We start from the raw sequence: 21,456 nt of genomic DNA, 5'->3' as shown, positions 1-21,456 counted from the left end.
CATCCTGAGTAACGCGAAGGATCTGCCGATCAGTTTCTTTACAGATTCTTCACTTCGTTCTGAATGACAAAACTTTTCTCTATCGTTCCACGACTACTCTTTTTCGATATCTAATTTGTTGTCATCCTGAGCAACGCGAAGGATCTGCCGATCAGTTTCTTTACAGATTCTTCACTTCGTTCTGAATGACAAAACTTGTTACACCCGCCAGTGCTCACAATTTTTAAGAAAATGTTCGTCGGCATCTGCGCTAATACCGGGGGCATCATCAATAGTTAAATGATAGCCTTCATATTTTACACCTCCGAGGCATGGGTCTTCTAAATGACCAAGCATACAGGTATCCATATCGTAGAATTTGATATTTGGGCTAGCATAAACCAGGTGCAACTTAGCGCTCAATGCAATACGGCTTTCCAGCATTCCACCCATCATACACGGAACGCCATGGGCCGCAGCCATGTCATGGATTTGCCGGGCTTCATGCAATCCGCCGGATTTTGACAGCTTGATATTTACGTAGTGGCATGAACCACTTTCGATCTGCCTGCGGGCATCGTGGTGGTTATATACGCTTTCGTCTGCCATGATCTTCACGGGCGAAAGCTTCATTAGCTCCGGTAGCCGATCATCGTACCAGGTCCGCATAGGTTGTTCGCAAAAAGCGATATGATAAGCGCCCATTGCCTGCAACGCGTAAACCGCATCATCAAAACTCCAACCCTGGTTAGCGTCTATCCTTATTTGCATGTCGTCGCCGACCGCCTCGCGGATCCTCCGGATACGCTCTACATCTTCCTGAGCATTCTTACCCAGTTTTACCTTCAATATCGTTGCGCCGTTTTGTTTAAATTCCACTGCGCGTTCGGCCATCTTTGCAGGCTCTGCAATACCGATGGTAATATCGGTCTCCACCGGTTTCCGCTCCCCGCCCCAGTATTGATACAACGGAAGGCCGGCATGCTTTGCAGCCAGATCATACAAGGCCATGTCGAAAGCGCTTTTAACGGTGGTGTTACGGGCCGTAAAATCGTCCAGTTGTTTTAACCTGGCGGAGATATCAAGTGCATCCTGCCCTTTCCATAATTTGGCAAACTCACGTGCCATTACCAAGCAGGTATCCTGCGTTTCGCCAACAATCATCGGGAAGGCAGAACACTCTCCCACACCGTAAATCCCAGCGTTGGTATGCACTCTGATAAACGTGTTCTGCGCATATTCCATAGTACCGGTAGCAATTGTAAACGGCTCCATCTTGATACTGAAACGGTAGATATCCACATGGGTAACAGTCAGTTCTGCTAATTTATTCGTCATAGGAAAACAATATTTTGGCTTCGCCGAAGTTCTAGTTCATGTTTCGGTAATAGCCGCTTTAAACGGTTTGAAAAATTAACACAAAAAATATATATTTGCGTTACTACAATAAAAGAATTACACTTGTCGCTGCATTGCGCATTTGCCCTAAGCATTTACAGGCGCAGCAAGTACAAAAAAGCTTTATTAATTTTACATGGCATCATTTGCAAAGCCTCAGAAAGAGTTTGATTATAACTCTACCCGCAATAAACTGATCCTGTCTGAATACGGTCGTAACGTGCAGAACATGGTTAAATATATTGTTAACCTGCCTACTAAAGAAGAACGTAACCGTTACGCGCAAGTAGTGATAGACTTGATGGGTTTCCTGAACCCTCACCTGCGTGATGTTGCCGACTTTAAACATAAACTTTGGGATCACCTCCATATCATTTCTGATTTTAAGATAGACGTAGATTCTCCATACCCGGTTCCGGAAGCCGAAGCGCTTTACGTAAAGCCTGCTCCGCTGAAATACCCTAACCAGCGTATACGCTTTAAGCATTATGGCAAAACCATTGAATACATGATGGAGAAAGCCAAAAGCATTGACGACCCGGCACGCAAACAGCATATGGTACAGGCGATTGCCAACTTCATGAAAATGGCGTACGTACAATGGAACAAAGATTCCGTAGCCGATGAAATTATCCTTTCAGACTTGAAAGAAATGTCTGGCGGTGCGCTTTCGCTGGAAGACAACGTTAACCTTAACAGGGTTGAATATCGTGCTAACCCGCAGAATAATAACCCACGTAACAATAACCAACGTAATAACAACAACCAGCGTAATAACAACAACCAGCGCAATAATAACAACCAGCGCAACAATAACAACAACAATCAGCGTAACCGCAAACAGCGCTAAACCCAGGTGTTGAAGGATTGCCTTTAGGACTTTAAGGTACTTTAATGTAACTTAGCTGCATACTTTTACAGGCTTCAAACGTTATAAACTGAGGCATAGTAAACCTATACGTAAGATACATGAAAAATGCTTTTGTAATACAGGGCGGCAAACCGCTCAAAGGTGAAATTGTTCCTCAGGGTGCAAAAAACGAAGCTTTGCAAATATTATCGGCGGTTTTATTAACAAGCGAGCCGGTAACGATCAGCAATATACCCGATATCAAAGACGTCAACAAGCTGATTGAACTGCTTGGTGATATGGGTGTGATTGTTGAACGCGTTAGCGAAGATACTTATCGCTTCCAGGCTAAAGACATCAATACCAACTTTTTCCAGTCAGAGGAATTTAAGTCTAAAGGTGGCAGCCTGCGCGGCTCGATCATGATCGTCGGTCCGTTGCTGGCACGGTTCGGTAAAGCTTCCATTCCCAAACCGGGTGGTGATAAAATCGGTCGCAGACGTCTGGATACGCACTTCCTGGGCTTTGAAAAATTAGGGGCACGTTTTAATTATAATCCAGAAGATGGTTTTTATAATGTAGACGCCAGCGATCTTCGCGGAACTTATATCCTACTAGATGAAGCTTCCGTAACCGGTACAGCCAACGTGGTAATGGCGGCTGTGCTGGCAAAAGGCACTACCACCATCTACAACGCGGCTTGCGAACCTTACCTACAGCAGCTTTGCAAAATGCTGAACCGCATGGGTGCAAAGATTAGCGGTATTGGTTCTAACCTGCTTACCATAGAAGGCGTTACCGAACTGAAGGGAACCGAACACCGCATGCTGCCGGATATGATCGAGATTGGTTCTTTCATCGGCCTTGCCGCCATGACCGGGTCAGAGATCACCATTAAAAACGTGCAGTACAAGGAACTGGGCATGATCCCGGACGTGTTCCGCCGTTTGGGTATTAAACTTGAACTTCGCGGCGATGATATTTATATCCCTGCACAAAGCCATTACGAAATAGAGACCTTCATCGACGGTTCTATCATGACCATTGCCGACGCACCATGGCCGGGCTTCACCCCCGACCTGTTGAGTATCGTGCTGGTGGTAGCTATCCAGGCCAAAGGTTCGGTATTGATTCACCAAAAGATGTTTGAGAGCCGCTTATTCTTTGTAGATAAACTACTGGATATGGGTGCGCAGATCATTCTTTGCGATCCGCACCGCGCTACCGTAATAGGACTGGACAACCAGGTAAAGCTCCGCGGTATTTCGATGACTTCGCCCGACATTCGTGCCGGCGTATCCTTACTGATCGCCGCTTTATCCGCCCAGGGACAATCTACTATTTACAACATAGAGCAAATTGAACGCGGATATCAACATATTGATAAGCGCTTAAAGGCACTTGGCGCCGATATTACCAGAATATGATGCCAGAAAAATAAAAGATTTCAATGCCCTTCTTCCGGAGGGCATTTTTTTTTGGATCGCTGGTAAAATACAACCATAAGGTTTGCGATAACAAAGTTATCACTATCTTAAACCGAATTTGTATTTTCAGCCAGTTAACCTAACGCAAGGAATGTCATACATCAACCGCAAACCAACCTACGGTAATTTTATATTAATTTTTGCGGGGCTTAAACTGCTGCTGAACATGCTTGCGCTTAACCGTTACGGCTTTCACCGCGACGAACTGCTGCACCTGGCCCTGGGCGACCACCTGGCATGGGGTTACAAAGAGGTGCCGCCATTCATCGGTTTCCTTGCCTTTATTGTTAACCATGTTTTAGTCGGTTCGCTTATTGCAACACGTATTTTCCCCGCTTTATTTGCGGCTGCCATGGTGTGGGTGGCCGGCAAACTGGTGGTTGAATTCGGCGGCAGAAGGTTTGCCATCGCTATTACCTGCCTAACTTTAATTCTATCCCCGGCATTTGTTGCCAGCGATTACCTGTTTCAGCCTGTTATTTTCGACCAGTTCTGGTGGGTATTTGCTACGCTTTTGCTGGCAAAATTCATCAATACAAAGGAGGATAAGTATTTATACTTTTTTGGGGTGGCCGTAGGGTTTGGCATACTTACAAAGTACACGATGCTGTTCTATGTAGTTGCCCTGATTATCGGTTTGCTTTGTACACGGCAACGAAAAATGCTTATCAGCAAGCCCTTTCTGATAAGCGCGGTTATCGCTATCATCATGATATTGCCCAATATCGTTTGGCAGCTAACGCACCACATACCTGCAATTTCGCACATGAACAAGCTGCAGAGCCAGCAATTACAGTATAATCACTGGCAAGATTTTGTGATTCAGCAATTCGTCTACCAAGGCATTAGCTCACTGGTATGGTTGGCAGGTTTAGGCGGCCTATTTCTCTCCTATAAACTCCGCCGTTTCATGTTCCTTGGAATAGCCTATCTGGTAGTCTTTGCATTTTTACTGAAGATGAACGGCAAAAGCTATTACCTTTTCCCGGCTTATCCGATGCTTTTTGCTGCGGGGGCGTACATGATAGAGCGGGTTTTAAAATCGTCATGGAAGCCCTTGAGAATCGCTGTATTATTGGTACTAACGCTCCCTCACCTGCTGCTATTACCCATTGCATTACCTATCATGCCGGTTGACCAGATGATAGCTTACCTGAAGAAGCTGAAACAGAACTTTCCGGTGTTAAAATTTGCTAACACCTGGGAAGATCATAAACAACATCCGCTGACGCAGGATTATGCCGACATGCACGGGTGGGTAGAAATGGTTGAAAAAAGTGCGAAGGCCTTCCACGCTTTACCAGCTGCAGAACAAAGTAAGACCATCGTTTTTAGTGATAATTATGGCGAAGCTGCTGCATTTTTCCATTACGGACCGCAATACGGACTGCCACCAAGCATCAGTTTGAACAGTAGTTTTGCACTCTGGGCTCCTGAGCATTTAGATATCGACAATATTATCTATATCAGTGATGACGATGACGTGAGCGATTTAGTACCAGTTTCTCAATCCATCGAAAAAATTGGAGAAGTTACAGATACCCTTTCACGCGAAAAAGGCACGGGTATCTTCCTGATTAAAGGGATAAAACCAGAGCTGAGAGAAATCTATAAAAAGCACCTGAAAGAAAGCCGGGAAAACTAATTGCAAAATCTACGTCAGCAAGATTTGAGATTAAGTTACGGGCAAGACAAAAGGCGTTAAGCTATTCGCTCAACACCTTTTGTCTTGATTTTTGACTCTTGTTTCTTGCTTCTAACTCATTATCCTGCCATGGCAGTGATGATATCAAATTGGGTGATGATTTCAATTTTACCATGCTCATCCTCTACCAATACCGCAATATTATCTTTATTGATCATGGATGAGATCTTATCGATCGAAGTGTTCAGATCAACGAATGGAAACGGTGCGGTGATGATGGTGCTAATCGGTTGAGATTTTAATCCGGGGTTTTCTAACAATGCGGTAAGAATATCGCTTTCTGTAACCTTACCCACTACCATGCCTTTTTGTGTAACAGGTATTTGCGAAATATTTTGCGTTTTGATGGTATTGATCGCTTCTAACACGCTTTTCTCGATATCAAGGGTGATAATTTCCGGGTTCTCTTTTTTATTCAGTATATCACGGGCTGTCAACTTATCATCGGCAAGGAAACCGCGTTCGCGCAGCCAGTCCTCGTTATACATTTTACCCAGGTAACGCGTGCCATGGTCAGGGAAGATCACTACCACCACATCGCCTTCCTTAAAGCGATCTTTCATCTGCAACAACCCAGCTAATGCCGCCCCAGAAGAGTTACCGGCAAATATTCCTTCCCGGCGTGCAATCTCGCGCGTCATCAACGCGGCATCCTTATCGGTCACCTTTTCAAAATGATCGATCAGCGTAAAATCTACGTTCTCCGGTAGGAAATCCTCGCCAATACCTTCAGTGATGTACGGATAGATCTCTTCCTTATCAAAAACGCCTGTTTCTTTATATTTTTTAAATACCGACCCGTAAGTATCGATACCCAAAACCTGGATAGCCGGATTTTTCTCCTTCAGATACTTAGCCGTACCAGAGATGGTTCCCCCAGTGCCTACGCCAACAACGATATGAGTTACCTTCCCTTCAGTCTGCTCCCAAATTTCCGGGCCAGTCTGTTCGTAGTTTGCTTTGCTGTTTGAAGGATTATCGTACTGATTAGGTTTCCAGGAATTTGGCACCTCGCGTTCTAAACGTGAAGAAACCGAATAATAAGAACGCGGATCTTCCGGGTCTACGTTAGTAGGGCAAACAATCACTTCGGCTCCAAAGGCACGCAAAGCGTCAAATTTTTCTTTTGACTGCTTATCAGTACTGGTGAAAATACACTTGTAACCTTTTATCACGGCAGCAATAGCCAGGCCCATACCAGTGTTACCAGAAGTACCTTCGATGATGGTACCCCCCGGTTTCAAACGGCCATCCTTCTCTGCATCCTCAATCATTTTCAGGGCCATACGGTCTTTTATAGAATTACCTGGGTTGGTGGTTTCTATCTTCGCCAGAACCGTTGCAGGAATATCCTTGGTAATCCTGTTCAATTTTACCATCGGCGTGTTGCCAATAGTTTCAAGTATATTGTTATGCCACATATAAACGCAAAATTGCAAATAGGCTATTAATAAGCAATAGCATATTTGCAAAAAGTATATTAAAATGATAGAGATTTAGAACCGCAGATGTTTTACGGTTAATCCATTATTGATCAGCTGTTTTAATGAATCTATCCCGACACGCAGGTGCTGCTCTACGTACTGTTCAGTTACTTTAGAGTCGCTTTCAGCAGTTTTAACACCTTCGGGAATCATCGGCTGATCTGATACCAGCAACAAAGCGCCGGTAGGGATCTTGTTGAAGAAACCCGTAGTGAATATAGTAGCGGTTTCCATATCTACCGCCATTGCACGAAGCGTTTTCAGATAACGTTTAAACTCCTTGTCGTGCTCCCAAACACGGCGGTTGGTGGTATAGCAGGTACCAGTCCAATAATCGCGGCCCATATCACGTATGGTGGTTGAGATTGCTTTTTGCAAAGCGAAAGAAGGCAACGCAGGGACTTCTGGCGGCAGGTAATCATTCGATGTACCTTCTCCCCTTATCGCCGCAATCGGCAGGATCAGGTCACCTACGGCATTTTTCTTTTTTAAACCGCCGCACTTACCCAAAAAGATTGCGGCTTTAGGATGAATTGCGGTAAGCAGATCCATCACCGTAGCAGCAACCGGGCTCCCCATACCAAAGTTGATAATGGTGATACCATTAGCCGTTACGCTTTGCATTGGTTTATCCAGACCCATTATCGGCGCATTATCATGCCACTCCGAAAATAGTTGCAGATACTTCGAAAAATTGGTCAGGATGATGTAGCTGCCAAACTGATCAAGAGGACGCCCCGTGTACCTCGGCAACCAATTGGCCACAATAGAGTCTTTGGTTTTTAAACCAGATTTTACAGGGCTTTGCACTTCTTTTACCTGTTTTGACTGTTCAACAATCTCAGGATTTTTTTTGATTTCGATTTCTTCGTTCATATTTCCTCTTTTAACATCTGCCCCTCCCCATGAGGGGACTTTTAATTGTGATAAGTCTTTGTGATTCGTTACGTTGCAAGTGTACCGACGAGATTGCTTCGTCGTCCCTCCTCGCAATGACACGACTTCTTATTATACGACAAACCCCGGCGTTTCACCAGGGTTTGCGTTTCGCTTGTGCGAATTATTTTCTTAATATTTAGCCGACGTTTACGCAACTTTCAGCTTTTTAAGATCAGATTTCTCGAACTTCTCGCGGGCGTAATCTAACGTTACTGTTAAACTTTTCACGTCTTTTTGGGACGGGAAGTCGAACATCGCATCGATCATGATCGCTTCGCAGATAGAACGAAGGCCACGTGCGCCTAACTTAAACTCCATCGCCTTATCAACAATAAAGTCAAGCACATCTTCTTCAAACTCCAGCTTTACACCTTCGTATTCAAACAGTTTTTTATACTGCTTTAATAATGAATTCTTAGGCTGTGTAAGAATATTGTGCAAGGCGCTACGGTCAAGCGGGTTCAGATAAGTTAACACCGGTAAACGGCCGATCAGCTCAGGTATTAGACCAAAAGATTTCAGGTCTTGTGGTGTAATATACTTATACAGGTTCTTAAGATCTACTTCGCTTTCGTCGCGTTTCATTTTGTAACCTACAGTTTGCGTACGCAAACGGCTTGCAATCTTCTTCTCGATACCGTCAAAAGCACCACCGCAAATAAACAGAATGTTATTAGTGTTCACGGTGATCATTTTCTGATCGGGGTGTTTACGTCCGCCTTGCGGTGGAACGTTTACCATGGTACCCTCAAGGATTTTTAACAAAGCCTGCTGTACACCTTCGCCGGACACGTCACGGGTGATGGAAGCATTATCGCTTTTGCGCGCGATCTTGTCAACCTCATCTATATAAACGATACCTTTTTCGGCAGCAGCAACGTCATAGTCAGCAGCCTGCAGTAAACGGGTAAGGATACTTTCCACGTCTTCGCCCACATAACCCGCTTCGGTAAGTACAGTTGCATCGCAGATACAAAAAGGTACGTTTAAAACTTTTGCGATCGTTTTTGCCAGCAAGGTTTTACCGGTACCGGTTTCACCTACCATGATGATGTTAGATTTTTCAATCTCCACTTCATCTTTTTCGACGCGCTGATTTAAACGTTTATAGTGATTGTAAACCGCTACAGAAAGTATCTTCTTTGCGTCGTCCTGGCCAATAACATACTGATCGAGGTGAGACTTGATCTCTGCCGGTTTTAGTATGGTAGGTGCAGACGGTGAAGCCTTTACCTTACGTACCTTCAATTCCTCGGCTAAAATCTCATTCGCCTGATTAACGCACTTATCGCAGATGTGTGCGTCAAGACCGGCAATCAGCATCAGGGAATCCTGTTTTCCGGCGCCACAAAACGAACACCTGATTTCCTTGCTGTTTTTATTCATCGGAATATGTTTTACTCAAAATTAACTATTAATCCTTAAACTCACAACCCTCAGCGACAATCCTCCCCTAAAAGGACAATAGTTAATACTGATGGCAATTAAAAATTATTTCTCGCTGTTTGAACGAAGAACCTCATCAACCATGCCAAATTCTTTGGCTTCTTCGGCAATCATCCAGTGATCGCGGTCTGAAGCTTCCCATACTTTTTCATATGGTGTTCCGCTATGTTTAGAGATAATTTCGTACAATTCTTTTTTCAGTTTCTGGATCTCACGTGCAGTGATCTCGATATCTGAAGCCTGACCTTGTGCACCACCCAATGGTTGGTGGATCATTACGCGTGAGTGTGGCAACGCAGCACGTTTACCTTCTGCACCTGCGCATAATAATACTGCCGCCATTGAAGCCGCCATACCGGTACAGATCGTAGCCACATCATTGCTCACAAATTGCATGGTATCGTAAATACCCAGACCGGCATAAACTGAACCACCTGGAGAGTTGATATAAATCTGGATGTCGCGTTTTGCATCTGCAGATTGCAGGAACAGCAACTGTGCCTGAATAATGTTGGCAATGTTCTCGTAAATGGCATCACCAAGGAAAATGATGCGGTCCATCATTAAACGCGAGAACACGTCCATCTGGGCTACATTTAACTGACGCTCTTCGATGATATAAGGCGTCATGCCAACAGGGTAAGCAATGCCGGTAGGCATCATTTTATTTTCTACGCTTGAAATAAATTTATCTACGTAGAGACCATTTATACGATGATGTTTTACTGCGTATTTTCTGAACTCGTTCTTATCAATATTGCTCATTGGAAATTTTTGTGATTAGATAATATGAAAATTAGTAAATGTTTACGCTCTAAATATAGTTTTTAAGCCGCCAGATTTTGTAATCCGACCGTTAAAAATATTCTAAAGCTTCAAGAACGTGAACTCTAAGGTAAATCCCCTAAGTAACACAACTTAAAGCACTAAGTTTTATAAAAATAAAAAGCAACTCTCTGTTAGGAGAATTGCCTTTTTGGTGAGTATTTAAAAAGAATTTGTACGCTTTACCTTAGCGCTTAAGCGGTCAGTTGCTCAAATTCTTTGTAAGTGATTTCTTTTGGGTTAAGTGTGATTACGCCCTTCAGATAATCCAGCACTTTTAACGCTTTCACTTCCTCGAAAATACGGTTTGCATTTTCTTTATTTTGCAGGAACTGAACAGTGTATTGTCCTAATTGCTCCTCTGGAAGGGGCTGCGGGCTGTACATTCTGAACTGCGCGTCTAACTGGCGTTTTGCTTGCTCGAACACATCTTTGTATTCAACTTTCAAATCCTGATTGGTCATTACTTTATTCGTAATTAGTGTCCATTTCAGGTTTTTAGCAAAATCGTCGTAACCACCGGCTAATTCTTCGTCGGTCAGTTTTTCGTTAGTTGCTTTTAACCAGCGTTTCAGGAATTCGTCAGGAAGTTCAAATTTAATCTTCTCCAGGCTGTACTCATACAGATCGTTCTGTAATTTACGGTCTGAATCCTGTTGCATCATGGTTTCTAATTCGCCGATGATGCGGGTTCTGAATTCTTCCTCGGTGGTAACACCGCTTTCTTCACCAAATATTTTATCAAAGAACGCCTGATCAAGGTCACTTTCCTCTAAACGGTTAACATTTTTAACAGTTAAGCGGAAGTTTGATTTCAGATCAGCAGCTGCATCTTCTTCAATTTTTAATAAACCGGCAACTCGTGCAGCATCGTTATTAAATGCTTTTTGAATATCAAATTCAACGGTGTCACCTTTTTTCAAACCGATCAGCGAAGCTTTGATGGCTTCATCCTGAACCTGGTCTAAACGAACAGAAGATGTTTGCTTAATTCCTTCTTCAAAAACAGAACCATCTGGTGAAAGTTGCTCTAATTCGCTATAAAGCACGTCACCATCTGCCGATACGTCAGGGTTTGTCATTTTGCCATAGCTGCGGCGCAGGTTTTTAATGCGCGAAGCTAACGTTTCGTCATCTACTTTGATTACGTACTGGTCAAGCTTATCTTCTGTAGAGAAGTTCACATCAAACTCAGGAGCCAAACCAACTTCGTAAGTAAAAGCAAATTGATCGTTAAAATCCCAGTTGTACTGCGCCTGGTCATCCATCTTTGGCAGTGGCTGACCAAGTACTTCCAGCTTTTGCTCTTCAAGATAGTTATTCAATGAGTCAGACAAGATGTTATTGATCTCGTCAACCAGGATGCTTTTACCGTACATACGTTTAATATGTGCAGGCGGCACCATACCCGGACGGAAACCTGGGATTTTTGCTTTTTTAGCTTGTTCTTTTATTGCTTTATCAACACGTGGCTGGTAATCTTCAGGATTAAGGTTAATGCTGATCAGCGCATTAAGCTTACCTGTTTTTTCCTGTGAGATGTTCATCTTTACGTTATAGGAGTTTTTAATATCAATACAACCATCCGCAGCAAATGCCAACGGATTTTAGAGGCGCAAAGATATGATTTTTTTGTTATTAGTAATTATTTACTTATAGCAGATATAAAGTAATTAACTTGATTAAGTTAATCTTACGAAAGATTTCCTACCCGGTAAACCATAGCTGGATAAATATGTTATGGTGTGTATACATGCCATTTATGAAAGCATTTAACCGGATATTGCCCTTGTTTTTACTTGCTGTTACGTTAAGTAGTTGCTTTGCTCATAAACGCCCGAGCGGCCGGTCTATCCGCGCAGCGGAAAGGGCTACACCGGTAGGAACCGGAACCGCGCCCGACACTTCTGCCCGTACACCCAATCCGCGGATAGTACCTAACCCCTCGCCTGCCCCGATACCAAATCCTAATCCCAACCCACAATCACCTAATCCACCGTTTTGATTTCGGATATCGAATTTTTGATTTCGAGTTTATTTTTGCTGCGACGCTGGTACCGCGTGCCGACGAAACAAACGCGATTTAATCGCTAAATTCACATAATCGTCACTCGCTGCAAGCGAGCGACTGCATTGAGCCAGGAGTCAAGACTGCCTTTAAAGGTTTTTTTTCATCCCGAACGCAGCGAGGGATCTTCGGCTTTGCGGAATGAAGCTAAGGGAATGTTTTATAATGAGCTTGTCATTCAGAGCGTAGCGAAGAATCTGCACGCGGATCAATCGGAGGCCATTCCATAATCTCCTTATTTAAGAAAGTCCAATTTTTATTCTCTGCTTCTATCATTGCTATTTTTTTATTTCTTGACAAACCTTTAATCTGCTTTTCTTTATCTATTGCATGTTGTACATACTGATGTCTTTCGAACCATACCAAGTAGAAACACTTATACTTGGCTGTGAAGCTGTCTTTATTGTCGGAACCGAAATAATGTTGAATTAGGCGTATTTCTAAATCTTTAGTAACGCCAGTATACAATACTGTTCGGTCATGATTGGTAAGAATATAGGTGAAGAAATTATACTGTCTCATTGTTATTCTAATTTACAGATTCTTCGCTTCGCTCTGAATGACAACCAAAGTGTTACTTCCGTATTCTTCCCGCAACGAGTTCGGGACAGGCGCTTGGCAAAGACATACTTGATGTAATGTGCTTTTGATGGGTTACAATAAAAAAGCGGCCGTAAAGCCGCTCTTGTATTTATTGCTCCGAATAAATCAGAAATCAAAATTCCGAAATCGAAATTTACTGCACATGTTCTACCTTGCTGGCACCGGCATGGTCGTTATGAATAGTGCCCGGGTTGCCTTTATATTTTACTTCAGATGCGCCGGTGCTGTTGATGCTCAGTTCATTTAACACATTCACTTCACAGTCTGTAGCACCCGATGTTTCAATCCGATACTTACCGGTAACCAGGTCAAAAGCGTGAAGCTTACCTTCGCCGCTCAAGGTTACCTTGTGTGATGACGCCTGGCCTGATAATGTCAGATCGGTAGCGCCAGATCCGTTAGTTTCTACAGTTGCAGCGTTAATATCCAGCTTAGCCTTAGTAGCACCGGCAAACGTTAGTTTCAGGTTCTGCACATTAAATTTACCATCGCCGTGCAATTCTATTCCACCAGCAGTATTCAGCTCATCAATATTTTTAAAGCCGATCACCAGTTTCAGCGGTGATTTTCCACACACGTTTTTGGTCGTCCTTATTTGCAGTGCATTGCCGTTTACTTCGCTTTTCACGTATTGTAACAGGTTATCATCGCCAGAAAGCGTTAACGACATTGAACTATCCTGCTTTAGGGTTACATCGTAACCACCTTCTATATCTATTCGACTAAAAGCACCCAACTTTCTGGATTGGCTGGTTTGATGACCAGAACCTTTTTCACAACCGATTTTACAGGATGTAACTGCTGAGGCAACAATAGCAGCGGCAAATAACAGCGCGGATAGCTTTTTCATAGTTTTTCTTTTTTAGACGACATCCCGCTTGTGCAGGTTACGTCAAAAATAAAAAAAGCCGTCAGAAACCGACGGCTTTTCAGCTATATATTGAACTTTTGGAAAAGTGATTACTCAAGACCGGCAACCATATCAACATTTCTTTTTTCCAAACCGTTGCGGTTTACAGTGCGGCTGATTTTGGTTGCAGCGAAGCTGGCACTGTTTACGGTTGCAGACTGATCATATGTTAACGCTGCTTCTGTTACTGAGCCAGACAGGTTTGCTTTTGCCTGATCGTTCACCTGGATGTTGGCAGCATAGCTGTCAAGGTTAAGGTTTGCTGAAGCGGTATTATGCAATTCTACGTCAAGGCTGATGGCAGATAGCTTGCCGAAAGAATTTACTACTGCATTATCATAAGCATCAATGCTGCGAAGGTCTTTAGCGGTAACCCAAACAACCAGTTTTTCATTTTTGTAAGATGAAATGCGCAGTACGCCTTTTTGGTTTTGCACTAAAGCGCTTTCGCTGTAGTAGCTGTTGTATACTTTAACGTTATCATCAGCACCTTCAGATACGTATAATTCTACGTTACCCCTTACTTCAATTTTGTTGATGTTTTTTACATCGCTTAATACGGTGCTGGTGCTTTTTAAGGTAGCGGCTTTAGTGGTTGTAGTAGTGGCTACGCCTAAAACTAACATTGCGGCTATGGTAAAGATTGTGGTTTTCATGATTTCTAATATTTTGTTTTTCAAACTGTTACTTATTCTTATAAATTAATTACAACAATAAGACGACGCTATTTTAAAAACGTTACAGCAGTTTTCAGACAAGTTTGTATATTAGAGGATTTAACCTGACGAATAGCCAAAATGTATCGGCCAATACCTGAAATTTATCGGCGAAAATCTTTATAAATAATAGACGCTGCCGTTGGTTTTTATCTTTCCGGCATCGAGCAGGGTGCGCAACACGTCTAACTTCTCCTTCTGGTGACCTTTTCTGAGCGATTCTATCAACTCTTCCAATGAAAGCGGCCGGACGGTAAGCAGTTCCAGCATCTCTGCGGTAATATCCGCTACAATATCTTTGTGGTGAAGCTGCCGCTTTTCTGCCAGGCAAACATCGCAAATACCGCATTTAGGCGCATTGGCTTCGTCGAAGTATCCCAGCAGCATCTGGCTGCGGCATTGCTTGTGTTCCGCATAATTAAACACCGCTTCCATTTTTGCGCGGTTCAGCTCTTTACGCTCGTTAATAAAATTAATATTGATAAGCAGATGTGAACTGGTTTGCCGCGGACGCAGATAGGTAATTTGTGGTTTATCCGTTTGTTGCAAATAGCTCAGTACGCCATAATCCTGCAGTTGGTTCAAATGTTCTATAATCATTTGTACGGGCGTGTTGGTACGGCGGGCCAAGTCAAATTCGCGGATATTCACATAGTGGTCAAACGCGCCGCCATAAGTCCGCAACAATACTTTAATAAATACATCCCAGGCGGGATTCTGTATCTGGAAGTTATAAAGCTCTTCGTTCATTACCTCGAACCTGAACCTCGACGGCAGGTAAACGCTTTCATTAACGGCCAGGTATTCGTCCTGCTCCAGGAATTTCAGCGCATTTAAGGTCTTAATCGGATCAAGGTTGAAACGCTTGCAAAAGTCGGGCAGGTCAAAATCAAAGCTGAGCCCCTCGCCTGCTCCGTAAGCCAACTGGTAGTAATTCGCCAGAAAATGATAAGCCTGTTTAATTTCTTCAAGGGAAGGATAGCTGGCTTCAAATTTCTTCTCCTGCCGGATACGGTCAACCTGGTGATACAGCAACACGGCATAAGCCCGCTGTTCGTCGCGCCCGGCGCGGCCTGCTTCCTGGTAGTAGGCTTCCAGACTTTCGGGCAGATCGCGGTGGATCACAAACCGCACATCTGGCTTATCAATCCCCATCCCGAAGGCGTTCGTGGCCACCATGATATCCGTTTGATTATTCTTCCAGGCCTCTTGTTTCAGTGAACGAATATCACCGGGTAGACCGGCATGATAATAATCTGCTTTCAAGCCATGACTATTCAGATATTTTGATAACTCGAAAGTATCCTTTCTGCTACGTACATAAATAATGCCGCTGCCTTTAGCTCCTTTAGCAATCTGCACCACCCGGCGCAGTTTGTTTTCTTCCTGCTCTACCAGGTAACTAATATTCTTCCGTTCGAAGCTTTTAACAAAAACAGCGGGGCTTTTAAGCTGAAGCTTATTGATGATATCGCCACGCACCTGTTCTGTTGCCGTCGCGGTAAGGGCGAGCACCGGAACTTTGGGCAGTAGCTTCCGTAGTTCTGCGATATGTAAGTATGGCGGTCGGAAGTCATACCCCCACTGCGAAATACAATGCGCCTCGTCTACCGCCAGCAGGTTTACCTGCATGTATTTAATGCGCTCGCGCACCAGTTCTGATTGCAAACGCTCTGGCGAGAGGTAAAGGAACTTCACATTGCCATAGATACAATCGTCAAGCGTAATGTCAATCTCGCGCTTACCCATACCCGATACAATAGCTGCGGCTTCTATCCCTTTGGTTTTCAGGTTTTCAACCTGGTCTTTCATTAGGGCAATCAGCGGCGAAATTACCAGGCAGATCCCGGGTTTAGCCATGGCAGGCACCTGGAAACAGACCGACTTACCACCACCCGTTGGCAGCAACGCAAGCGCATCATTACCGTTTAGTACAGCGGTAATAATTTCTTCCTGCAGCGGCCTGAAATATTGGTGGCCCCAGTAATTTTTTAGGATCTCTTGTATCGTCATTCAGTGGCGAAGAGGCGCAAGATAATATTTTGCTGATGATTAAAAAGATTCTGCACACCCAGCTAATTGCTATAGCTTAACACCAGTGTTTTGACTAGCTGGCTATTCAACAAAAAACCCGCCTTTAAGCGGGTCCTTCATTTATTTTATCGGCTGGCGATATCCTGGTAGTCGCGATTCTCATGACCAACATAGATCTGCCGCGGACGCCCGATTGGTTCATGGTTCTCTTTCATTTCCTTCCACTGCGCAATCCATCCTGGTAAACGGCCCAATGCAAACAGAACAGTGAACATCTCAGTCGGGAAGCCTAACGCACGGTAAATAATACCTGAATAGAAATCCACGTTCGGATAAAGTTTACGCTCTACAAAATACGGGTCTTTCAACGCGTGTTCTTCCAGCTTTTTAGCAATATCCAATACCTCGTCATTAATACCCAATTGCTCTAAGATATCATCACATGCTTTTTTGATGATCTTGGCACGTGGGTCGAAGTTTTTATAAACGCGGTGACCGAAGCCCATTAAACGGAATGGATCATTCTTGTCTTTTGCCTTAGCAATCCACTTGTCGGTATCCCCGCCATCTTCTTTAATACGCTCCAGCATTTCAATCACCGCCTGGTTAGCGCCACCATGCAGCGGGCCCCAAAGCGCAGAAATACCTGCTGAAATAGAAGCATAAAGGTTAGCATCTGACGAACCTACGATGCGTACGGTAGAGGTAGAACAATTCTGCTCGTGGTCTGCATGCAGGATCAGCAGTTTGTTCATAGCGTCTACCACAACAGGCTCCACTTTATACTCTTCTGTACGCTCACCAAAGGTCATGTACAGGAAGTTTGTAACGTAATCGTGTTTGTTTTGAGGATAAACTACCGGATGCCCTAGTGATTTCTTATAGATCCAGGAAACGATGGTGCTCATTTTAGCAATCAGCTTAATGATCTCTTCGTTCACCTCTTCGGCGGTTAAACCCTGTTTTAACGACTGCGGATTAAAAGCCGCTAATGCGCCAATTAAAGAAGACAATTGCCCCATCGGGTGCGATTTTGACGGAAAACCATCAAAAAACTTCTTCATATCCTCGTGTACCAGCGTATGGCGGCTGATCTTGTATTCAAAATCGGCAAGTTGTTGCTGGGTAGGAAGTTCGCCGTAGATAAGCAGGTATGCTACTTCAATAAAAGTAGAACGTTCGGCAAGTTGCTCGATCGGGTAGCCACGATACTTTAAGATACCTTGCTCGCCATCTAAAAATGTGATAGCGCTTTTGGTAGCCCCGGTATTTTTATAGCCGATATCAAGTGTAACGTAACCTGACTGATCTCTTAATTTTGAAATATCGATTGCTTTCTCATGTTCGGTTCCTTCTAAAGTAGGCAGTTCAAATACCTTGTCACCGATGGTTAGCTGTGCTTTATCTGACATAGAAGTTAATTGTATTCGCGACAAATGTAATTAAATAAGTGTATTGTACATCCCCGCGGCGTAGGCAGTTTGTAAAATGTTTATCAAACTAATAGATTTTCCTTTGAATTGTTTGGTTGAATGCTGAGAAAGCAGTTTTTAAATTGCCCCTCCTAATCCTCCCCAGGTGGGGAGGACTTTCTGTAACCTGCTCACTACTTAGTTAAACTTCTTCCTAATTAGAACGTATCGCTTCTACCGGATCCAGTTTAGAAGCAAAATAGGCCGGTATGATCCCCGATAGCATACCAATGGCTACGGAAATACTGATCCCCCTGATAATATTTTTCACATCCAGCACCACGGTGATATCCGCGACAGACTTCACTACAAAGGTTCCTGCATAAACCAATCCCAGGCCAATGAGCCCGCCCATCAGGCAAAGCACAACGGCTTCCACCAAAAACTGTAGCAGGATGAAATAATTCTTAGCCCCTAACGACTTTTGTATACCGATAATAGGTGTGCGTTCTTTAACAGACACAAACATGATGTTAGCGATACCAAAGCCACCTACCAGGATAGAAAACCCGCCGATGATGATACCGGCAATATTTACCACGCTAAATAACTGGTCGAGCTGGTTGGATAACACGGTTGTTTTGTTTAGCGAAAAATCGTCGTCCTGCTGCGGTTGTAAGCGGTGGATAGAACGCATCAGGCCTTTTAATTCGCTTTCAACTTCAACATCGGTCAACCCCGGCTTGCCTTTTACCACAATCTGCGGGTTATATTTTTCGTTCTGTACATCAATCAGGTTACGGGCAAAGTTCAGCGGGATCAACACCACTTTATCATCAGAAATACCCAGGATATCATCCCCCTCTTTAGCAAACACACCTACAATGGTTACAAAGCGCCCCATAATCTTGATCTGTTTACCAATGGCATTGCCGCCAGGGAACAAATTATCTGCAATATCAAACCCGATAACCGCAATAGGCGCACCGGTTTTCGATTCCATTTCTGTAAAGTAACGACCATCCTGCAGGTCGAAATTCCAGGTTTTGTCGTGATCTTTGGTAACCGCCCAGATAGAGACGCCCTCTATGGTATTACTGCCATACTTAACGGTACGGCCATCGATACTGGTTTCGTAAGACGTGGCATAAGCTGTCTGGCTGCGGCGTTGCACCTGCTCAAAATCGCGAAGTGTAGGCTGCGGTCGCTGCATATATTTCCACCAGGGAAAATCCGGCCCGCCGGTCCACGGCCATTTCTGAATATAGATACTGTTGCTGCCCAACTTATTTACACTCTGCTGCAAATTGTTTCGTAACGTATCTACTGCCGAAAAAACCGCGATAATGGTAAAGATACCAATGGTTACGCCCAATAAGGATAGCAAGGTGCGCAGCTTGTTTTGCCGCAATGCGTCAAAAGCAAACAAAAAGCTTTCTCTGAAAAGTTTTAAAAAGATCATATACCCGTGTTATGGTTTAGACTGCATGGGCTGCATTTGGTTACAGCAAAAAATAATTATTAATAAGTTAAATCTTTGTGAACCAACCGCTTCTTCTTGCGTTTAATATTACTAAATAATTCGTAACTTTGCGCGCTTAAATTAAATCTGAAAGATGAAATTATCTCAGTTCAAATTCAATCTGCCTGAATCTTTAGTTGCACATACCCCCTCTCCAAGTCGTGATGAATCGCGTTTAATGGTATTGCACCGTGATTCGGGAAAAATTGAGCATAAAATATTCAAAGACGTTCTGGATTATTTTGATAATCAGGATGTAATGATTTTGAACAACACTAAAGTTTTCCCTGCCCGTATGTACGGTAACAAAGAGAAAACAGGTGCTACCATAGAAGTATTTTTACTGCGCGAGCTGAACAAGGAACTACGTTTGTGGGATGTGTTGGTAGATCCGGCACGCAAAATCCGTGTGGGTAACAAATTATATTTTGGTGACGACGATCTGTTAGTAGCAGAAGTGGTAGACAATACTACCTCTCGCGGTCGTACCATCCGCTTCCTGTTTGACGGCACCGACGAAGAATTCCGTCGTAATATTGAAATTTTAGGCGAAACACCGCTTCCTAAATACATTAAGCGTAAAGCGACCGAAGAAGATAAAGAGCGTTACCAAACCATCTTCGCTAAAAACGAAGGTGCAGTTGCTGCACCAACTGCCGGTTTACACTTTAGCCGCGAACTGATGAAACGCCTGGAATTAAAAGGTGTGGAATTTGCCGAGGTTACCCTGCACGTAGGTTTAGGTACCTTCCGCCCTGTTGAGGTGGAAGACTTGACCAAACACAAAATGGATTCTGAGCAGTTCATTATAGAGCAAAGCCAGGCTGACATTGTAAACCGTGCTATCGAACGCAAGAAACGCGTTTGTGCCGTGGGTACTACTTCAATGCGTACTATCGAATCTGCCGTTTCGGCAAACAAAACCCTGAAAGCTGCAAACGACTGGACCAGCAAGTTCATCTTCCCTCCTTACGATTTCAGCATTGCTAACGCGATGGTAACCAACTTCCACACACCAGAATCTACTTTGTTGATGATGATCTGTGCGTTCGGCGGTTACGAAAACGTAATGAATGCTTATGAAGTGGCCGTAAAAGAGAAATACCGCTTCTACAGCTATGGCGATGCCATGCTGCTGATCTAAGTTTACACTTAAATAAGATTTTAAAGCGCCATTCATTTTAGGATGGCGCTTTTTGTTTGTCGTGATATTCTCGTTTTTTAGTGCCTATCTTTTTGATGTCATCTCGATCCGACAGTTGGCGGACAGAGATCTTCTTCGATTGACACCTTCAAGAAGATTTCTCCTCGTTCCTCGTCGAAAGGACGGTTCTAATAGCTTTTAAAACTTTTCTTAATAACTTCGTCACTTCATGACCGATTCAAATCTTCCAACATACGCCATTATCGTTGCGGGCGGTACAGGTACGCGTATGCAAAGCGCGGTGCCCAAGCAATTTTTGCTAATGAACGGCAAGCCGGTACTGATGCATACGATAGAGAACTTTTACCGCAGCAGTTACCAGCCGGAAATCATCCTGGTGCTGCACGCCGGGTTTCATGATTACTGGAAAGAACTTTGTTCGGCACATCAATTTACCGTTCCGCACCGATTAGTTGCCGGTGGTGAGACACGTTTTCATTCGGTAAAAAACGGACTGGAAATAATTGCGGAAGAAGAAGCTGTAGTAGCTGTACAAGATGCGGTACGGCCGTTAACTACCTCAAAGATCATAGACGCCGCTTACGAAGTAGCAGCCTCTAAAGGGAATGCCGTGGTGGCGGTTAAAAGCCGCGACTCTATCCGCAGGTTACAGGGCGAGGTCTCTCATCACTTGAACCGGGATGAAATTTACCTGGTGCAGACACCGCAAACATTTAGGTTATCGTTGCTGCGTAAGGCTTATGAACACCCCTTCACTAATACCTTTACAGATGACGCCAGCGTGGTGGAAAGTGCAGGAGAAACCATTAATTTGGTTGACGGTGAACATTTCAACCTAAAAATTACCTTCCCTGAAGATATTGCCATTGCCGAACTGATACAAAAAAAGCTGCCCGTTTGAGCAGCTTTCATA

At 43.8% G+C, this 21,456-nt stretch carries 18 protein-coding genes; 5 read left to right on the top strand and 13 right to left on the bottom strand.

The features are described from left to right. Positions 1-198: 198 nt before the first annotated feature. Entirely contained in the window at positions 199-1,296 is a 1,098-nt protein-coding gene (locus tag MUY27_RS14505) for a mandelate racemase/muconate lactonizing enzyme family protein (protein ID WP_245131358.1), read from the bottom strand. Between the two features lie 217 nt (positions 1,297-1,513). On the opposite strand from MUY27_RS14505, the gene MUY27_RS14500 reads away from it, so the two are divergent. The 3 genes from MUY27_RS14500 (at position 1,514) to MUY27_RS14490 (ending at position 5,359) form a co-directional block, all read left to right on the top strand. After that, a complete protein-coding gene (locus MUY27_RS14500) occupies positions 1,514-2,227 on the top strand; it encodes a DUF4290 domain-containing protein (RefSeq protein ID WP_245130991.1) in 714 nt (237 codons plus the stop codon). Positions 2,228-2,346: 119 nt separating this feature from the next. Then, a complete protein-coding gene (gene murA, locus MUY27_RS14495) occupies positions 2,347-3,654 on the top strand; it encodes a UDP-N-acetylglucosamine 1-carboxyvinyltransferase (RefSeq protein ID WP_245130988.1) in 1,308 nt (435 codons plus the stop codon). A 151-nt stretch (positions 3,655-3,805) separates the two neighbouring features. Continuing rightward, positions 3,806-5,359: an ArnT family glycosyltransferase gene (locus MUY27_RS14490; RefSeq protein WP_245130987.1), complete on the top strand. Its 1,554-nt coding sequence runs from the start codon at positions 3,806-3,808 to the stop codon at positions 5,357-5,359. Between the two features lie 119 nt (positions 5,360-5,478). Here MUY27_RS14490 and MUY27_RS14485 read toward each other — a convergent pair whose 3' ends face one another. The 12 genes from MUY27_RS14485 to MUY27_RS14430 all read right to left on the bottom strand — a co-directional run bounded on the left by MUY27_RS14485 (position 5,479) and on the right by MUY27_RS14430 (position 19,318). Further along, a complete protein-coding gene (locus tag MUY27_RS14485; protein WP_245130985.1) occupies positions 5,479-6,840 on the bottom strand; it encodes a pyridoxal-phosphate dependent enzyme in 1,362 nt (453 codons plus the stop codon). A gap of 75 nt (positions 6,841-6,915) precedes the next feature. Continuing rightward, positions 6,916-7,779, bottom strand: a complete 864-nt coding sequence (locus tag MUY27_RS14480; RefSeq protein ID WP_245130983.1) for an AMP nucleosidase — start codon at positions 7,777-7,779, stop codon at positions 6,916-6,918. Positions 7,780-7,989: 210 nt separating this feature from the next. Continuing rightward, positions 7,990-9,228 (bottom strand): ATP-dependent Clp protease ATP-binding subunit ClpX, encoded by a 1,239-nt coding sequence (clpX, locus tag MUY27_RS14475; RefSeq protein WP_245130981.1) that lies wholly within the window; start codon positions 9,226-9,228, stop codon positions 7,990-7,992. Between the two features lie 105 nt (positions 9,229-9,333). Beyond that, complete coding sequence (gene clpP, locus MUY27_RS14470; RefSeq protein ID WP_245130979.1) at positions 9,334-10,053, bottom strand: ATP-dependent Clp endopeptidase proteolytic subunit ClpP; 720 nt, start codon at positions 10,051-10,053, stop codon at positions 9,334-9,336. A 254-nt stretch (positions 10,054-10,307) separates the two neighbouring features. Continuing rightward, positions 10,308-11,660, bottom strand: coding sequence for a trigger factor (tig, locus tag MUY27_RS14465; RefSeq protein ID WP_245130978.1), 1,353 nt, complete (start codon positions 11,658-11,660; stop codon positions 10,308-10,310). A 280-nt stretch (positions 11,661-11,940) separates the two neighbouring features. Next, positions 11,941-12,090: a hypothetical protein gene (locus MUY27_RS14460; protein ID WP_245130975.1), complete on the bottom strand. Its 150-nt coding sequence runs from the start codon at positions 12,088-12,090 to the stop codon at positions 11,941-11,943. Between the two features lie 265 nt (positions 12,091-12,355). Continuing rightward, positions 12,356-12,703 carry a GIY-YIG nuclease family protein gene (locus MUY27_RS14455; protein WP_245130973.1) on the bottom strand — a complete coding sequence of 116 codons (348 nt, stop codon included), beginning with the start codon at positions 12,701-12,703 and terminating at the stop codon, positions 12,356-12,358. A gap of 214 nt (positions 12,704-12,917) precedes the next feature. Further along, complete coding sequence (locus tag MUY27_RS14450) at positions 12,918-13,634, bottom strand: head GIN domain-containing protein (protein WP_245130970.1); 717 nt, start codon at positions 13,632-13,634, stop codon at positions 12,918-12,920. Between the two features lie 110 nt (positions 13,635-13,744). Beyond that, positions 13,745-14,350 carry a GIN domain-containing protein gene (locus MUY27_RS14445; protein WP_245130968.1) on the bottom strand — a complete coding sequence of 202 codons (606 nt, stop codon included), beginning with the start codon at positions 14,348-14,350 and terminating at the stop codon, positions 13,745-13,747. A gap of 180 nt (positions 14,351-14,530) precedes the next feature. Continuing rightward, entirely contained in the window at positions 14,531-16,423 is a 1,893-nt protein-coding gene (locus MUY27_RS14440; RefSeq protein ID WP_245130966.1) for a RecQ family ATP-dependent DNA helicase, read from the bottom strand. A 146-nt stretch (positions 16,424-16,569) separates the two neighbouring features. Continuing rightward, on the bottom strand, positions 16,570-17,856 hold the full coding sequence (locus MUY27_RS14435) for a citrate synthase (protein ID WP_245130965.1): 1,287 nt from the start codon (positions 17,854-17,856) through the stop codon (positions 16,570-16,572). 214 nt (positions 17,857-18,070) lie between these two features. Next, a complete protein-coding gene (locus tag MUY27_RS14430) occupies positions 18,071-19,318 on the bottom strand; it encodes an ABC transporter permease (RefSeq protein WP_245130963.1) in 1,248 nt (415 codons plus the stop codon). A gap of 154 nt (positions 19,319-19,472) precedes the next feature. Between MUY27_RS14430 and queA the strand changes: the two genes are divergently transcribed. Together queA and MUY27_RS14420 are read left to right on the top strand one after the other, a co-directional pair. Next, positions 19,473-20,522, top strand: coding sequence for a tRNA preQ1(34) S-adenosylmethionine ribosyltransferase-isomerase QueA (gene queA, locus MUY27_RS14425; RefSeq protein WP_245130961.1), 1,050 nt, complete (start codon positions 19,473-19,475; stop codon positions 20,520-20,522). A 229-nt stretch (positions 20,523-20,751) separates the two neighbouring features. After that, positions 20,752-21,444, top strand: a complete 693-nt coding sequence (locus tag MUY27_RS14420; RefSeq protein WP_245130959.1) for a 2-C-methyl-D-erythritol 4-phosphate cytidylyltransferase — start codon at positions 20,752-20,754, stop codon at positions 21,442-21,444. Positions 21,445-21,456: the final 12 nt, after the last annotated feature.

Source organism: Mucilaginibacter straminoryzae, assembly GCF_022953055.1.
Taxonomy (GTDB): Bacteria; Bacteroidota; Bacteroidia; order Sphingobacteriales; family Sphingobacteriaceae; genus Mucilaginibacter; species Mucilaginibacter straminoryzae.
Note: the sequence above shows the minus strand (reverse complement) of the source record. Positions and strands in the feature narration are given on the sequence as shown.

What these genes read in the sequence shown, in the direction of transcription:
- MUY27_RS14500 (WP_245130991.1), top strand. Translation starts at nt 1,514, where the DNA reads ATGGCATCATTTGCAAAGCCTCAGAAAGAGTTTGATTATAACTCTACC.
- MUY27_RS14440 (WP_245130966.1), bottom strand. Translation starts at nt 16,423, where the DNA reads ATGACGATACAAGAGATCCTAAAAAATTACTGGGGCCACCAATATTTC.
- MUY27_RS14480 (WP_245130983.1), bottom strand. Translation starts at nt 7,779, where the DNA reads ATGAACGAAGAAATCGAAATCAAAAAAAATCCTGAGATTGTTGAACAG.
- MUY27_RS14490 (WP_245130987.1), top strand. Translation starts at nt 3,806, where the DNA reads ATGTCATACATCAACCGCAAACCAACCTACGGTAATTTTATATTAATT.
- clpP (WP_245130979.1), bottom strand. Translation starts at nt 10,053, where the DNA reads ATGAGCAATATTGATAAGAACGAGTTCAGAAAATACGCAGTAAAACAT.
- MUY27_RS14445 (WP_245130968.1), bottom strand. Translation starts at nt 14,350, where the DNA reads ATGAAAACCACAATCTTTACCATAGCCGCAATGTTAGTTTTAGGCGTA.
- clpX (WP_245130981.1), bottom strand. Translation starts at nt 9,228, where the DNA reads ATGAATAAAAACAGCAAGGAAATCAGGTGTTCGTTTTGTGGCGCCGGA.
- tig (WP_245130978.1), bottom strand. Translation starts at nt 11,660, where the DNA reads ATGAACATCTCACAGGAAAAAACAGGTAAGCTTAATGCGCTGATCAGC.
- MUY27_RS14450 (WP_245130970.1), bottom strand. Translation starts at nt 13,634, where the DNA reads ATGAAAAAGCTATCCGCGCTGTTATTTGCCGCTGCTATTGTTGCCTCA.
- MUY27_RS14485 (WP_245130985.1), bottom strand. Translation starts at nt 6,840, where the DNA reads ATGTGGCATAACAATATACTTGAAACTATTGGCAACACGCCGATGGTA.
- MUY27_RS14455 (WP_245130973.1), bottom strand. Translation starts at nt 12,703, where the DNA reads ATGAGACAGTATAATTTCTTCACCTATATTCTTACCAATCATGACCGA.
- queA (WP_245130961.1), top strand. Translation starts at nt 19,473, where the DNA reads ATGAAATTATCTCAGTTCAAATTCAATCTGCCTGAATCTTTAGTTGCA.
- murA (WP_245130988.1), top strand. Translation starts at nt 2,347, where the DNA reads ATGAAAAATGCTTTTGTAATACAGGGCGGCAAACCGCTCAAAGGTGAA.
- MUY27_RS14435 (WP_245130965.1), bottom strand. Translation starts at nt 17,856, where the DNA reads ATGTCAGATAAAGCACAGCTAACCATCGGTGACAAGGTATTTGAACTG.
- MUY27_RS14430 (WP_245130963.1), bottom strand. Translation starts at nt 19,318, where the DNA reads ATGATCTTTTTAAAACTTTTCAGAGAAAGCTTTTTGTTTGCTTTTGAC.
- MUY27_RS14420 (WP_245130959.1), top strand. Translation starts at nt 20,752, where the DNA reads ATGACCGATTCAAATCTTCCAACATACGCCATTATCGTTGCGGGCGGT.